General features: G+C 74.9%; 15 protein-coding genes. 8 read left to right on the forward strand and 7 right to left on the reverse strand.

Annotated features, from left to right (window positions below; genetic code table 11):
• Window positions 1-18: 18 nt before the first annotated feature.
• Window positions 19-528: a DUF1440 domain-containing protein gene (locus DSZ44_RS00905; RefSeq protein ID WP_110850712.1), complete on the forward strand. Its 510-nt coding sequence runs from the start codon at window positions 19-21 to the stop codon at window positions 526-528.
• On the opposite strand, the gene DSZ44_RS00910 is transcribed toward DSZ44_RS00905, so the two are convergent.
• Together DSZ44_RS00910 and DSZ44_RS00915 are read right to left on the reverse strand one after the other, a co-directional pair.
• Window positions 515-1,423 carry a class I SAM-dependent methyltransferase gene (locus tag DSZ44_RS00910; protein ID WP_110850713.1) on the reverse strand — a complete coding sequence of 303 codons (909 nt, stop codon included), beginning with the start codon at window positions 1,421-1,423 and terminating at the stop codon, window positions 515-517. The genes DSZ44_RS00905 and DSZ44_RS00910 overlap by 14 nt on opposite strands.
• Before the next feature lie 82 nt (window positions 1,424-1,505).
• The gene (locus tag DSZ44_RS00915) at window positions 1,506-2,801 is read right to left on the reverse strand and encodes a hypothetical protein (protein ID WP_110850714.1); all 1,296 of its coding nucleotides are present in this window, start codon (window positions 2,799-2,801) and stop codon (window positions 1,506-1,508) included.
• Window positions 2,802-2,972: 171 nt separating this feature from the next.
• On the opposite strand from DSZ44_RS00915, the gene DSZ44_RS00920 reads away from it, so the two are divergent.
• From DSZ44_RS00920 to DSZ44_RS00940, 5 genes are all read left to right on the forward strand, one after another.
• Window positions 2,973-3,953, forward strand: a complete 981-nt coding sequence (locus DSZ44_RS00920; RefSeq protein ID WP_258369126.1) for an ABC transporter ATP-binding protein — start codon at window positions 2,973-2,975, stop codon at window positions 3,951-3,953.
• A gap of 1 nt (window position 3,954) precedes the next feature.
• Window positions 3,955-5,121: an ABC transporter permease gene (locus DSZ44_RS00925; RefSeq protein WP_258369127.1), complete on the forward strand. Its 1,167-nt coding sequence runs from the start codon at window positions 3,955-3,957 to the stop codon at window positions 5,119-5,121.
• Window positions 5,118-6,281, forward strand: coding sequence for an ABC transporter permease (locus tag DSZ44_RS00930; protein ID WP_110850716.1), 1,164 nt, complete (start codon window positions 5,118-5,120; stop codon window positions 6,279-6,281). The genes DSZ44_RS00925 and DSZ44_RS00930 overlap by 4 nt, the downstream gene beginning before the upstream one ends.
• A 112-nt stretch (window positions 6,282-6,393) precedes the next feature.
• Window positions 6,394-6,762 (forward strand): RNA-binding S4 domain-containing protein, encoded by a 369-nt coding sequence (locus DSZ44_RS00935; RefSeq protein ID WP_110850717.1) that lies wholly within the window; start codon window positions 6,394-6,396, stop codon window positions 6,760-6,762.
• A gap of 3 nt (window positions 6,763-6,765) precedes the next feature.
• On the forward strand, window positions 6,766-7,680 hold the full coding sequence (locus tag DSZ44_RS00940) for a hypothetical protein (RefSeq protein WP_110850718.1): 915 nt from the start codon (window positions 6,766-6,768) through the stop codon (window positions 7,678-7,680).
• A gap of 12 nt (window positions 7,681-7,692) precedes the next feature.
• Here the strand turns inward: DSZ44_RS00940 and DSZ44_RS00945 are convergent, their stop codons facing one another.
• The 3 genes from DSZ44_RS00945 to DSZ44_RS00955 are packed head-to-tail and all read right to left on the reverse strand — an operon-like array spanning window position 7,693 to window position 9,753.
• Complete coding sequence (locus tag DSZ44_RS00945) at window positions 7,693-8,451, reverse strand: MBL fold metallo-hydrolase (RefSeq protein WP_110850719.1); 759 nt, start codon at window positions 8,449-8,451, stop codon at window positions 7,693-7,695.
• Window position 8,452: 1 nt separating this feature from the next.
• Entirely contained in the window at window positions 8,453-9,217 is a 765-nt protein-coding gene (ppgK, locus tag DSZ44_RS00950; RefSeq protein ID WP_110850720.1) for a polyphosphate--glucose phosphotransferase, read from the reverse strand.
• Window positions 9,218-9,273: 56 nt separating this feature from the next.
• Window positions 9,274-9,753, reverse strand: a complete 480-nt coding sequence (locus tag DSZ44_RS00955) for a VOC family protein (protein WP_110850721.1) — start codon at window positions 9,751-9,753, stop codon at window positions 9,274-9,276.
• 27 nt (window positions 9,754-9,780) lie between these two features.
• On the opposite strand from DSZ44_RS00955, the gene DSZ44_RS00960 reads away from it, so the two are divergent.
• Entirely contained in the window at window positions 9,781-10,632 is an 852-nt protein-coding gene (locus DSZ44_RS00960; protein WP_146237447.1) for an AraC family transcriptional regulator, read from the forward strand.
• 101 nt (window positions 10,633-10,733) lie between these two features.
• Here DSZ44_RS00960 and map read toward each other — a convergent pair whose 3' ends face one another.
• Window positions 10,734-11,606: a type I methionyl aminopeptidase gene (map, locus tag DSZ44_RS00965; RefSeq protein WP_110850723.1), complete on the reverse strand. Its 873-nt coding sequence runs from the start codon at window positions 11,604-11,606 to the stop codon at window positions 10,734-10,736.
• A gap of 38 nt (window positions 11,607-11,644) precedes the next feature.
• Here map and DSZ44_RS00970 point away from each other — a divergent pair, with 38 nt between their 5' ends.
• Window positions 11,645-11,893 carry a hypothetical protein gene (locus tag DSZ44_RS00970; RefSeq protein ID WP_258369128.1) on the forward strand — a complete coding sequence of 83 codons (249 nt, stop codon included), beginning with the start codon at window positions 11,645-11,647 and terminating at the stop codon, window positions 11,891-11,893.
• Between the two features lie 111 nt (window positions 11,894-12,004).
• On the opposite strand, the gene panB is transcribed toward DSZ44_RS00970, so the two are convergent.
• Window positions 12,005-12,868 carry a 3-methyl-2-oxobutanoate hydroxymethyltransferase gene (gene panB / locus DSZ44_RS00975; RefSeq protein WP_110850724.1) on the reverse strand — a complete coding sequence of 288 codons (864 nt, stop codon included), beginning with the start codon at window positions 12,866-12,868 and terminating at the stop codon, window positions 12,005-12,007.
• Window positions 12,869-12,966: the final 98 nt, after the last annotated feature.

Consider the following 12,966-nt stretch of genomic DNA (forward strand, 5'->3'; position numbering starts at 1 on the left):
TCGACCCGGGAGGACGACATGCGCACGGACCTCGTCCAGGACGCCGCAGCGACCGTCGTCGCCGGCGTGGGCGCCTCCTGGGTGATGAACCGGGCGACCACCGCCTTCCAGGCACGGCAGTCCGCGGAGTCGAGGCGGCGGGAGGAGGAGGCGAGCAGCGACGTCGCCTACGCGGCGCTCGTCCAGCAGGCGGCTGCCCTCGTCGGCGGACGGCTGGACCCGGGGACCGCGGAGAGGCTCGGCCTCGCCTTCCACTACGCCATGGGCACCGCCCTCGTCCCCGGCTACGTCCTCCTGCGCCGTCGCCTCGGCCTGCGGCCGGTGCCGGCGGGGCTCGTCCTCGGCCTGTCCGTCTCCGTCGTCGTCGACGAGGTCGCCAACCCGCTCGTGGGCTCCGCGGCGCCGCCCGGGGACTACCCGCTCGCGTCGCACCTGCGAGGACTGGTCGGGCACGTCGCCTTCGGGCTTGCCGTGCCCGTCCTCTTCGAGGCGACGACGGCGCTGCTCCGCCGGCTCAGTCGTCCTTGACCGCCGTGATGCTGTACGTCGTGGGCACCCTCTGACGCAGCGGCTCCGGGAAGGCCCACGCGCCGTCGGTCTCCTCCATGAGGGGGTGCGCCGGCCACGGGACCGTCTGCTGCTCGCCCATGCTCGTGATCCGCAGTCCCGCCCCGAGCAGCGAGCCGATGATCTCGGCCAGCGAGTGGGGCCACTCGTACGTGCGCGGGTGCTCGATCGGCTGCTCGTCACCGGTGTAGGAGTACGTGTCCACCCAGGTCTGGGACAGCCCCGACGGGAAGTACCGGTGCCGCACGGCGAGCAGATCGCTGCGTTCGTCGTCGAGGGTGTAGAGCATCGGGTGACCGTCCCGGATGAAGAAGGTGCCGCCGGGGCGCAGGAGACGGGCGATGCTGCGTGCCCAGGAGGTGAGGTCGGGCAGCCAGGTGACCGTGCCGATGCTCGTGTAGACGACGTCGAAGGTGTCGTCCAGGGCGTCGGCCGCGTGCTGGACGTCAGCCTCGACGAAGCGCGCCTCGAGCCCGCAGTCCCGCGCGAGCTCGCGGGCGATCTCCAGGCTCCGGGACGACAGGTCCATCCCGGTGACGCGCGCACCGAGCCGGGCGAGGGACAGCGTGTCCTTCCCGACGTGGCACTGGAGGTGGACGACGTCGAGGCCGGCGACGGTCCCGCCCGGCAGGTGCGGCCCGAGGATCGCGAGGTCCTCGGCGGTGACGTCGCTGATGAGGCCCGGATCGGCGACGAACCCGGGGAGGTCGTACATCGCGGAGCCGGCGTGGATGTCGGCGCGGTCGTCCCAGTTCTCCCGGTTCGCGCGCAGGGCGGCCTCGGGGGTGACGAGGACGTCCGTGCCGGCCGGGGCGTCGGCGGTCGCGTCGTCGCCGGTCGGCGGGCGGGTGCTCATGGCGGGGACGGTACCGCCGCAGAGGATCGCGGCCCAGCAGTTTTCGCGGCCGCTCCCCGAGGCGCTGACCCGGCGCGCTCGCTCACCCCGCGCCGGTCGGCGCCGCGAGCCGAGCGAGCGTCACCACGTGCTCCCCGCCGCCGTCGTCCACCTGCGTCCACGCGAGGTAGGGGCCACCGCACACGATGGTTGCGTCGCCGGCGACGGCGGGCAGCGCGCCGGCCCGACCGGTGGCGGGGTGCAGGACGTAGGTCGTGGCGGGCCCGCCGGTGGAGGAGGCCGCCCACACGACGTGCTCACCGCACACCGCCAGCGAGGAGGGGACGACGCTGGTGCCGGGTGCGGCGACGAGGCGCTGGACCGCGGACCGCCCGGTCGTCCCGACGTAGACGTCCGTCTGGTCCGCCCACGCGAGGACCTGGCCGCCACCGGCGGCCAGCTGCGACACCGTGCCACCGTGCAGCTCCACGAGCGTGCGGGTGTCCCCACCCGGCGTGACGACGTCGATGCTCGTCTGCGCGGCGAGGGGGCCGCCGTCCTCGTCCACGCCGACGACGTCCCTGTCCTCCACGCGCACGGTGACCCAGCCGTCGGCCGCTCCGGCGGGCATGGTGGCGAGCTCGGCCTCCGTCCGCAGCTCCCCGCCCGACACCGGCACGGAGACGAGGCGGGTCCGCAGCGTGCCGTCCTCCCGCTCCTCGACCGTCTCCCAGCCGACACGGTCCCCGGCGGCTGTCAGCCGCGGGTGCCCCGCGAGGCCGGGCAGCTCCCCGGCGGGGAACAGCTGCTCCGAGCGGGCCAGCAGGACGGGGGCGGCCCCGGGGCGGGCGACCATGCGCCAGTCCGAGGTGCCGGCCTGCAGGCCCGTGGTCTCGTGCCACGCCGGTGACCCGCCGGCGAAGGTCGCGCTCACCACCTGGCGGTGCGCGTCGCCCGGGACGAGAGCCTCGGTGCTCCCCAGGGGGTCCAGCCCCTCCTCCGTCCACAGGTGGACCGGCGTCGTCGCGAGCAGCTCGAGCGCGGCGCCGTCGAAGGAGCCCGGGTCGGTGGTCGAGATGAGCACCTCCCCGGACGGGGAGACGGCGCGCGGGGTCACCGTCGCGTCCTCACCCTCGCGGTAGCTCAGCGTGCGGAGGACCTCCACGGTCACCTCCGCAGCGTCGTCCGGCGCGGGGATGTCGAGCTCGGTGACGCTCAGCGGCGAACCGTCCGGCCCGGTGAGCGCGGGGGACGCGGCCGGCGTGTCGGTCGGTGCGACAGCCGCCTCCGCGGGCGGGGCGTTTCGCCCGGCGGCGACTGCCGTCGGGTCCGCGCCGTCGCAGGCGCTGACGGCGAGGACGGCGAGCGTCCCCAGGGCCAGAAGTCGGTGTCGCGGCACGTGTCCCCCCTGTCGAGAAGGCGCCGGGACCGGTGCCTCGTCGGCACAGTAGCGGCCCGGGAACGCGCGGGCGGGCGTTCGCGCCTCGGTCGCGGGACGAAAATCCCCGGTGGGAGCGCTTCGCGGTGTGCCACGATGGACCGTACCGGCCCCCCACCCGCAGGAGCTCACGTGACGAGCGACGTCGCCCACCGTCCCGCCGAGCCGCGCACCGGTTCCCCCGTCCTCGAGGTGTCCGGGCTGGTCCGCCGCTTCGGTGGCCTCACCGCCGTCGACGGCGTCTCCTTCCGCATCGCCCCGGGCGAGACCTACGGGCTGCTCGGCCCCAACGGCGCCGGCAAGACGACGACCATCTCGATGGTCGCCGGCCTGCTCGCGGCCGACGACGGCGAGGTGACCGTGGGCGGGCGGCGGATGGGGCCGCGGAAGGTCGAGCCCAAGCGGTACCTCGGCCTCGTCCCGCAGGACCTCGCGATCTACCCCGAGCTCACCGCCCGGGAGAACCTCCACTTCTTCGGACGCCTCCACGGTCTGGGCGGCGCCGCCCTCAAGCACCGCACCGCCGAGGTGCTCGACCTCATCGGCCTCGCGGACCGCGCCAAGGACCCGACCAAGGAGTTCTCCGGCGGGATGAAGCGCCGGCTCAACATCGGCATCGGGCTGCTCCACAGCCCCGAGCTCCTCATCCTCGACGAACCGACCGTCGGCGTGGACCCGCAGTCGCGCAACGCGATCCTCGAGTCCGTCGAGGCGCTGTCGACCGAGGGCATGGCCGTCCTCTACACGACCCACTACATGGAGGAGGCCGAGCGGTTGTGCGACCGCATCGGCATCATCGACGCCGGCCGCCTCCAGGCCGAGGGCACCCGCCAGGAGCTCATCCGGATCATCGGTGAGCTCGACGAGATCCGCCTCGTCGGCACCGGGGACACCGCGGGGGCGGCCACCGCGCTGCGGGAGCTGTCCGCCGTCGAGACCGTCGTCGCCGAGGGGCGAGGCATCCTCCTGCACGTTCGCGACGCCCCGACGGCGGTGGCCGCCGTCGTGACGACCGCGGGCCGCAGCGGGATGGAGCTGTCCGACGTCGAGATCACCCGGCCCGACCTCGAGTCGGTCTTCCTCCACCTCACCGGCAAGGCGCTGCGGGACTGACATGCGACCGCTCCTCACGATGACCGTCGGCGACCTGCGCCAGCGGGTGCGCGACCGCTCCGTCCTCATCATGGGCGTCCTCGTGCCCGTGGCCCTCATGTTCGTCATGAACCTCGTCTTCTCCGGCAGCGACGCCCCCGAGCTCGGCGCCGTCACGGTCGCGGCCGCCGCCCCCGCCGACGACGAGCTCGCCACCGTCCTGCTCGCCACGCTCGAGGAGGTCGAGGACTTCGAGGTGAGCGTCGAGGAGGTCGCTCCCGAGGAGGTGCGCGCGCTCGCCGAGGCGGGCGAGGCGGCCCTGGGGATCGTCGTGCCCGAGGGCTTCGGCGCGGCCGTCGCCGCCGGGGAGCCCGTCACCGTCGACCTCGTCGAGGGCGACGGCGCGGGTCTGGAGACCGACGTCCTCGCCCTCGTCGTCCGCGCTGTCACCGAGCAGATGACGGCCGGGACCGTCGCCACGCAGGCCGCCGCCGAGCTCGGGCTGGGGGAGGAGGCCGTGGGTGCCGTCGGGCAGCAGGTGGCCCAGGCGCCCCCCGCCGTCTCCACCGTCGAGGGCACGACGGCGACCGAGCAGCTCAACCCCGCCGCCACGACGGTCGCCGGGCAGGCGGGCCTGTTCCTGCTCTTCACCGTGGGCTTCGGGGTGCTGGCCCTGGTCAACGAGCGCGAGCAGGGCACCCTGGCGCGGCTGCGGTCGATGCCGATGCGCCCCGGGCTCATCGTCGGGGCCAAGGCGCTGTCGAGCTACGTCCTCGGGGTCGCCGCCACGCTCGTCCTCCTCACGGCCGGGACGCTCCTGTTCGAGGTCGACTTCGGCTCCGAGCCGGTCGTCCTCGTCCTCGTCCTCAGCGTCGTCGCCGCCGCCACCTCGCTCATGTTCGTCGTCGCCCGGGTGGCGCGCACCGCCGAGCAGGCGGGGGTGGCCCAGGCGATCCTCGCGGTCGTCCTCGGGATGGCCGGCGGCGCGTTCTTCCCCATCGCCGCCGGCGGCGTGGCCGCCACGCTCCTCGACCTCAATCCCGTCGCCGCCTTCACCCGCGCGCTCGGCATCACCGCCGGCGGCGGGGGACTGGCCGACGTCGCGGGACCGGTCGCGATGATGCTCGCCTTCGCCGCGGTGTGCGCGCTCCTGTCGCGGCTCGTGCCCGACCGCGGGGTGACGGCATGAGGGCGCCCCTGGCGATCGCCGGCACCGAGCTGCGCCGCTTCACCCGCGACCGCTCGAACATCTTCTTCGCGCTCATCTTCCCGCTGCTGCTCGTCGTCGTCATCGGCCTGCAGTTCGGCGGCGGGGGGCCCTCGGGGCGGGTGGCGCTCACCGGCAGCGGCGGCGAGCTGAGCGCGGCGCTCGCGGCCGAGCTCACCGATGCCGGCGGCACCGTGACCGAGACCGGCCCCGAGGACATGCGCGAGCGCGTCGCCCGCGGACGGGTGGACATCGGCCTGCTCGTCGACGACGCCGCCGAGGAGGCCTTCGCGGCCGGTGCCCCCGCGCAGGTCGAGCTCATCTCCTCCTCGGACGCCGGTTCGCCGGCGGCGGTGCAGCTCGTGCGCACCGCGCTGCAGACCCTGTCCGTGGACCGCACCCAGCTCACCGCGCTCATCGACGCGGGGGTGCCCGAGGCCGAGGCCGGGACGGCGCTCGCCGCGAGCCGCGAGGCCGTGGCGCCGGTGGAGCTGCGCGCCGTCGACGTCGACGAGATCGCCCAGGAGCTCGGCGGCCTGGGCCAGTTCGACCTCGGCGCGGCGACGATGGTCCTGCTCTTCGTCTTCCTGTCCACCCTCGGCAGCGCGGTCACGCTCATCCAGTCCCGCCGCCTGGGCGTCCAGGGCCGGGTCCTCGCCGCGCCGGTGTCCGGCGCGCAGGCGATCCTCGGCCAGCTGCTCGGCCGGTGGGTCATCGCGAGCTTCCAGGGGCTCTACATCATGGTGGCCAGCGCGCTGCTCTTCGACGTCGACTTCGGCAGCGTGGGCCTCGCGCTGCTCATCGTCCTCGTCTTCGGGGCGGTGGCCACGGGCGCAGCGATGCTGCTCGGTTCCCTCATGGACCACGAGGGCGCCGCGAACGGGGTGGCCGTGGGACTGGGCCTCGTGCTCGCCGCGCTCGGCGGGTGCATGTTCCCCCTCGAGCTCATGCCCGACACCCTGCGCACGGTCGCCCACGCCACCCCGCACGCCTGGGGCTACGAGGCCTTCGCCGAGATCCAGCGCCACGACGGCGGCCTGGCCGACATCGCCCCGCAGCTGGGCGTGCTCGCCGCGATGGCCGTGGTCCTCGTCCTCCTCGGCGCCTGGGCGCTGCGCCGCAGCGTCGCCCGCGCGATGTAGCCCGCGCCGCCGCCGGCGACCTCCCCGGTTCTCCTCCGACCTCCCCGCTCGGCCCGCGTCGGCGTGAGGTGATCCGGGGAGGTCACCCGGCCGGTCCGCGTAGCATCGGTCCATGGCCGAGGACTCCGTGCGTGTGGACAGCTGGCTGTGGGCGGTGCGGATCTTCAAGACCCGCAGCCAGGCCCAGGCCGCCTGCCGCGGCGGCCACGTGCGCGTCGACGGCGACCGCGCCAAGCCCGCCACCCTCGTCGGCATCGGCAGCCGGGTGGTGGTGACGGGCGGCCCGCAGGAGCGCACCGTCGTCGTCCAGCGGCCGCTGCGCAAGCGCGTCGGCGCCCCGCTCGCCGCCCAGGCGATGATCGACGAGACCCCGCCGCCCCCGCCGAGGGTCGAGCAGGCCGCCGTCCCGCGGCGCGAGCGCGGTGCCGGCCGTCCCACCAAGCGCGAGCGGCGCGACCTCACCCGCCTGCGCGGCTACTGAGGCGTGGGGACCGGTCCCGCGGCCGGGCGCAGCGCTCCGGCCACCCGCTCACGCTCGCTGCTCGCCACGCCCGCGCGGCAGGCCGTCGTCGTCATCGCGACGACGGGCGCCGTGGCGATGTGGCTCTACCTGGCGGCCCGCTTCCGTCGGCCGCTGGTGGCACCGCTGACCCTCGAGGTCCTGCTGGACGGCATCGACTCGGACACGCTCACCGAGCGCTGGTCCGCCCACGTTGTCGCCGTGCTCCTCCACGGCCACCTGCCGGTGCTGGCGCTCCTCGCCTGCTGGGGTGTGGGGCTGGCCGTGCACTCCGCGGTGCGGTCCTGGCGCGAGCCGCTGTCCGAGCAGGTGAAGAGCACGGTCGGGCCGCGCGTCGTGCTGCCCCCGGGGCTCGCGAGGGTGCTGCGGCACGAGCCGTCCGACCGTGTCCCGCCCCTCGGCATGGTGTGGATCGCCGTGCTCGCCTGCGCGTTCACGGTGCGCGCGGCGACGGCCGGCTGGATGGTCGGCCGCGCGCCCTTCTGGGACCGCAGCTTCGGGGCAGCCCTGTGGGTGACCCTGGTGTGGGTGGCGGTGGCGGTGCTCGCCGGGCTCACCGCCGTGGCTCTCCACGTGCGCCGCCGGCGCTACCTGCGCGACCCGCGCCACCGCCCGCGCAGCCGGGGCGCGGGGGCAGTCCCGTTGCTGACCCGGACGGAGGAGGAGCCGGCGACCGTCGAGACCAGGCGGGCCGACGGCCTCATGGTCGGGGCGATGGTCTGCGCGGCCCTGGCGCTCGGCCCGCTCGGCCTCGCGCTCGGCGTGTGGGGACTGCGGCACTCGCGCCTCGGGTGGGGCGCGGTGCTCGTCGTCGGGCTCAACGCGCTGCACACCCTCGTCCTCGCCGTGGCGCTGGTCCTCGCCGTCGTCGCCGGCTGAGCCGGCCGTCGCTCAGACCGGCAGCCGCGCCGCCTGGGCCTCGTGCTCCGCGCGCACCCGCTGGTCACCCAGGCGCGGGTCGAGCGGCTCGGCACCGGCGGTGAGGTCGTCGAGGTAGCGGTGGTCGGCCGCGAGGCGATGGCTCGCCGCCGCGGCGTCGGTGACCCGCCCGTGCCCCGGCACGACGGCGTCACACCCGGCAACGACGTCCGCGAGCCGCTGCAGGGAGCGCCGGTAGGCGTCGACGGCGCCGGGCCCGTCGTCGAGCAGCGGGACCTCGACGTCGGAGAGCATGTCCCCGGCGAGCAGCACCCTTTCGCCCGGCAGGTGCAGGCTCGCGTGCCCCGGCGCGTGACCGGGCGTCGCGACGACGACGGCGCGGGGGCCCGTCCACGGCAGCTCGGTCGTGTCCGGCGGCAGTGGCGTCGTCCCGCCGACGACGTCCCACCGGTGGCCGGGGAGGTCGCGTGCCGCCTGGGCGGCGAGCTCCTCGTCGGTGCACGCGGCGGCCGCCGCCGGGGTCGCCCAGCGCGGGACGTCGGGCAGCGCCTCGGACCACAGCGTGTGGTCCCAGTGGGGGTGTGTCGAGAAGGCGGCGGCCACGTGCCAGCCGCGATCGGTGAGCTCGCGCTGGAGGGAGACGAGGTCCGCGGGGGTGAGGGCGGGGTCGACGACGAGGCACGCGCCGTCGTCGTCCACGACGACGGTGGAGGTGGTGAGCCAGGTGGGGGAGGTGGTGACCCAGACGCGGGCGGAGACCTGCTCGAGCACGTCAGCGGTGGTTCGCGGCGGCGAGCGCGGCGGCGCCGACGATCCCGGCCTGGTTGCGCAGCGCGGCCGGCACGATCGGGGCCTGGAGCTCCAGGAGCGGGAGGAACTGGTCGGCCTTCTTGCTCACCCCGCCGCCCACGACGATGAGGTCGGGGGAGAAGAGCATCTCCACCGTCTCGAAGTAGCGCTGCAGCCGCTTGGCCCACTTCTTCCACGACAGCTCCTCGCGCTCGCGCGCGGAGTCGGCGGCGCGGCTCTCGGCGTCGTGGCCGTCGATCTCGAGGTGCCCGAGCTCGGTGTTGGGCACGAGGGTGCCGTTCGCGATGAGGGCCGAGCCGATGCCCGTACCGAGCGTGACGACCAGCACGAGGCCCTCGACGCCCTTCGCGGCGCCGTAGACGGTCTCGGCGTAGCCGGCGGCGTCGGCGTCGTTGACCGCGACGACCCGCCGCCCGATCGCCTCGCTCATCACCTGCGGCACGTCCACGCCCTGCCACGACTCGTGGAGGTTGGCGATGAACGGCACGACGCCGTGCTTGATCGGGGCGGGGAACGTCAGCCCGACCGGCACGTCGGGGGCGAGGTCGAAGCCGGCGACGAGCTCCTCGACGACGGCGGCCACCGCCTCGGGCGTGGACTTGGCCGGGGTGGGGATGCGCACCCGGTCGGTGGTGAGCTCACCCGCGGCGAGGTCGACGGGCGCGCCCTTGATCCCGGACCCGCCGATGTCGATACCGAAGGCGGTGGGCGTGCTGGAGGTGGACATCGAGGGTGCTCCGGTGGTCGACGGCGGGAGGCGACTGGGAGCCTACCGCCAGGCCGTCACGCCGGCTGCTCGAGGGAGGCCCGCCACGCGTCCAGCCCCTGCTGGACCTCCGCGTCCGTCCGGTGCTCCACGCGGGTCATGAGCGTCCACCGCACGCCGTAGGGGTCCTGGATCGAGGCGTAGCGGTCCCCGGTCACCGCGAAGTCCGCGGCCTCCTCCCGCACCCGTGCGCCGCGCTCGCGGGCGGCGGCGAGGGTGGAATCGACGTCGGGGACGTAGACGGCGATCGAGAAGCTGGCGTCGTCGCTGCCCGGGTCGCTGGCGACGGCGTGGAACTGCGGGTTCGGGTCCATGACCGTCATCCGGCCGTGGCCCAGGTCGAGCTCGCAGTGCCAGACCGAGCCGTCGGGCCCGTCCATGCGGGTGACCACGCGCGCGCCGAGGACGGCGCGGTAGAAGTCGACCGCCTCGCGCGCGGGGGAGACGACGACGAGCGGGCTGAGGGAGGTGTAGCCCTCGGGAAGGTGTGTGCTCATGCGCCCAGCCTCCCTAGAGTGCGGTGCGTGGGGCTTGAAGATCCGCGCCAGGGTGGGGACGGCGCCGTGCTGTGGCCGGCGGCGGGCACGGACGTGTTCGACTCCGGCCGCCTGCCGGTGCCCGGGCCGCTCGGTGAGGTCGCCGCCCACTACTGGTGGGTGACGTGGCGCCGTGCGGAGCGGGTGCCGTTCCGCCAGCAGGTCCTGTCCCACCCGGTCACCCACCTCACGGTCGAGGCCGCCGAGGGCGGCGTGCTCCACGGCCTGCCGGTCCCCGCCGCGCTCGTCCACGGCCTGGTCACCCGGGTCTTCACCGTCGACCTGCCCGTCGCCGGCCGGGTCGCCGGGCTCGCCTTCCACCCGGGCGGGCTGGCCGCGCTGCTCGGCCGGGGCGTCGCCGACCTCACCGGCACCGTGGTGCCCGCGCGGGAGGTGCTGGGCGACGTCGTCGGCCCCCTCACCCGCGACGTCCTCGCCGAGGACGACGACGCCGCTCGCCGCGACGTCCTGGCCGGCCACCTGTCCGAGGTGCTCGCGCCACGCCTCGACGCGGTGCGCGCCGACGAGGGCTACCGCACGGTGCGGGACGCGGTGGCCCTCATGCGCCGGCGGGAGCACGTGACGCTCGCGACGGTCGCGGAGCAGGTCCACGTGTCGGTGCGCACGCTGCAGCGGCTCTTCGCGCGGTACGTGGGCGCCTCCCCGCTGTGGGTGCTGCGCCGCCACCGCCTGCAGGACGCCGTCGCCGCGCTCGACGCGGGGCGGGGGCAGGACCTCGCGGCGCTCGCGGCGTCCCTCGGATTCGCCGACCACGCCCACCTCACGCGCGCCTTCACCGCCGTCGTCGGCGTCCCGCCCTCGCGCTACCGCGGCAGCTGACGGCGCCCTCCCTCCTCGCCGAGTACCCACCTACGGTCACGACGGCGCCCGCCTGGGGGCCGCCCGGTGACCGTAGGTGCGTACTCGCGAGGACGGTGAGGCTACGGCAGGGTGAGGATCTCCGGGCCGTCGTCGGTCACCAGCACCATGTGCTCGAACTGGGCGGTGCGGCCGCGGTCGGTGGTGACGGCGGTCCAGCCGTCGTCCCACAGGTCCCACTCGGGGGAGCCGAGGGTGAGCATCGGCTCGATGGTGAAGACCATGCCCGGCTCCATCACCTCGTTGTGCTCGGGGGCGGCGTCGTAGTGGGGGACGATGAGCCCGGAGTGGAAGGCGCGGCCCACGCCGTGGCCGGTGAACTCGCGGACCACGCCGTAGTCGAACCGCTTGGCGTAGGCCTCGATGACGCGGCCGACGACGTTGATCTCACGGCCTGGCTTGACGGCCCGGATGCCGCGCTCCATCGCCTTGCGGGTGCGCTCGACGAGCAGGCGGGACTCCTCGTCGACGTCGCCGACGAGGAAGGTCGCGCTGTTGTCGCCGTGCACACCCTCGCGGAAGAGGGTGATGTCGACGTTGACGATGTCCCCCTCCGACAGGACGGTGCTGTCCGGGATGCCGTGGCACACGACCTCGTTGACCGAGGTGCACAGGCCCTTGGGGAAGCCGCGGTAGCCGAGCGAGGAGGGGTAGGCGCCGTGCTCGAGGGCGAACTCGTGACCGATGAGGTCGAGCTCGTCGGTGGTGATGCCGGGGCGGACGGCGGCACCGACGTGCGCCAGTGCCTGGGCGGCGAGGCGGGCGGTGCGGCGGATGCGCTCGACCGTCTCGGCGTCGTTGACCTCGCTGCCCGTGAAGGGCTGCGGCTCGGGCCGGTCGACGTACTCGGGGTAGTCGATGGAGGTGGGGACCGGCCGCCGCGGGGAGATCGTTCCGGGTGTCAGGGTGCCCAGCGGGGCGCGATCGGCAAGCATGGACCCGAGTCTACGTACGGCCCGACGAAGGAGGCGCCATGGCTAGTGTCAACGAGCCCGCGGAGGACCGCGAGGACCGGATCGAGAAGGTCACCAAGCCCCACGACCTGGGCGAGTTCTACCTCAACACCCGCACCGGGGAGATCGAGGAGGGCAAGGTGTCCGGCTCGCTCAACCGGATGGGCCCCTACCCCTCACGGGAGGCGGCGGCCGAGGCCTACGAGAAGGCCGCGAACCGCAACGAGGCCTGGGACGAGGCCGACAAGGCCTGGAACGCGGACGAGTAGCGCCGCCCCGCGCGGCGCCGCCCGCTGAGCTCCCCGGTTCTCCTCCGGGCTCCCGCCTCGCAGCGGGTCTCGCCGAGGGGAACCGGGGAGCTCACGTCCGTCGGCGTGCCGCTACTCGGCGAAGGTGTGCTCCGGCCCGGGGAAGGTGCGCTCGCGCACGGCCCCGGCGTAGGTGCGGGTCGCGGTGTACAGCGCCGCCCCGACGTCCCCGAACTTGCGGGCGAAGCGCGGCGCCCACGCCGTCATTCCGGCCATGTCGGTCCACACGAGCACCTGGCCGTCGCAGCCCGGTCCCGCGCCGATCCCGATCGTGGGGATGTGGAGCACCTCGGTGGCGCGCTCGGCCACCGGGGCGGGCACCATCTCGAGGACGACGGCGACGGCGCCGGCCTCCTGAAGCGCGACGGCGTCCTGGACGAGCCGCTCGGCGGCCTCGTCCCCGCGGCCCTGGACCCGGGCGCCGCCGAGGCTGTTCTCCGACTGCGGCGTGAAGCCGAGGTGGCCGACGACGGGGATCCCGGACTGGGAGAGCAGGCGCACGTGCTCGGCGATCCGCTCCCCGCCCTCGAGCTTGACGGCGTGCACCCCGCCCTCCTTGAGCATCCGCACCGCGGAGGCGAAGGCGTGCTGGGGCGAGGCCTCGTAGGAGCCGAAGGGCAGGTCGGCGACGACCATGGCACGGTGCGCGGCCCCCGTGACGGCGCGCGCGGCGGGGATCATCTCGTCCAGCGTCACGGGGATGGTCCCGTGGAGGCCGAGCATGGTGTTCCCGATCGAGTCGCCCACGAGGAGCATGTCGATGCCCGCCTCGTCGAAGATCCGACCGGTGACGGCGTCGTAGGCGGTGAGCATGGTGATCGGCTCGCCGCGCTCCTTCATCTGCGCGAGGTGGTGGACACGCACCCGCTTGGGCACGGGCACGCCGCCCGGCGCGCCGCTCGCGGCGGGGGTGGAGGCTGGGGTCTGCTCGCTCATCGTCGTTCGTTCTCCAGGTGGGTGTACCGGTGCCCCGACCCTACGCGCCCCGCGGACATCGGGCGCCTGCCGGTCGGCGCTGTGCCAGGATCACCGTG

This window comes from Georgenia satyanarayanai (genome assembly GCF_900116375.1).
Lineage (GTDB): Bacteria > Actinomycetota > Actinomycetes > Actinomycetales > Actinomycetaceae > Oceanitalea > Oceanitalea nanhaiensis.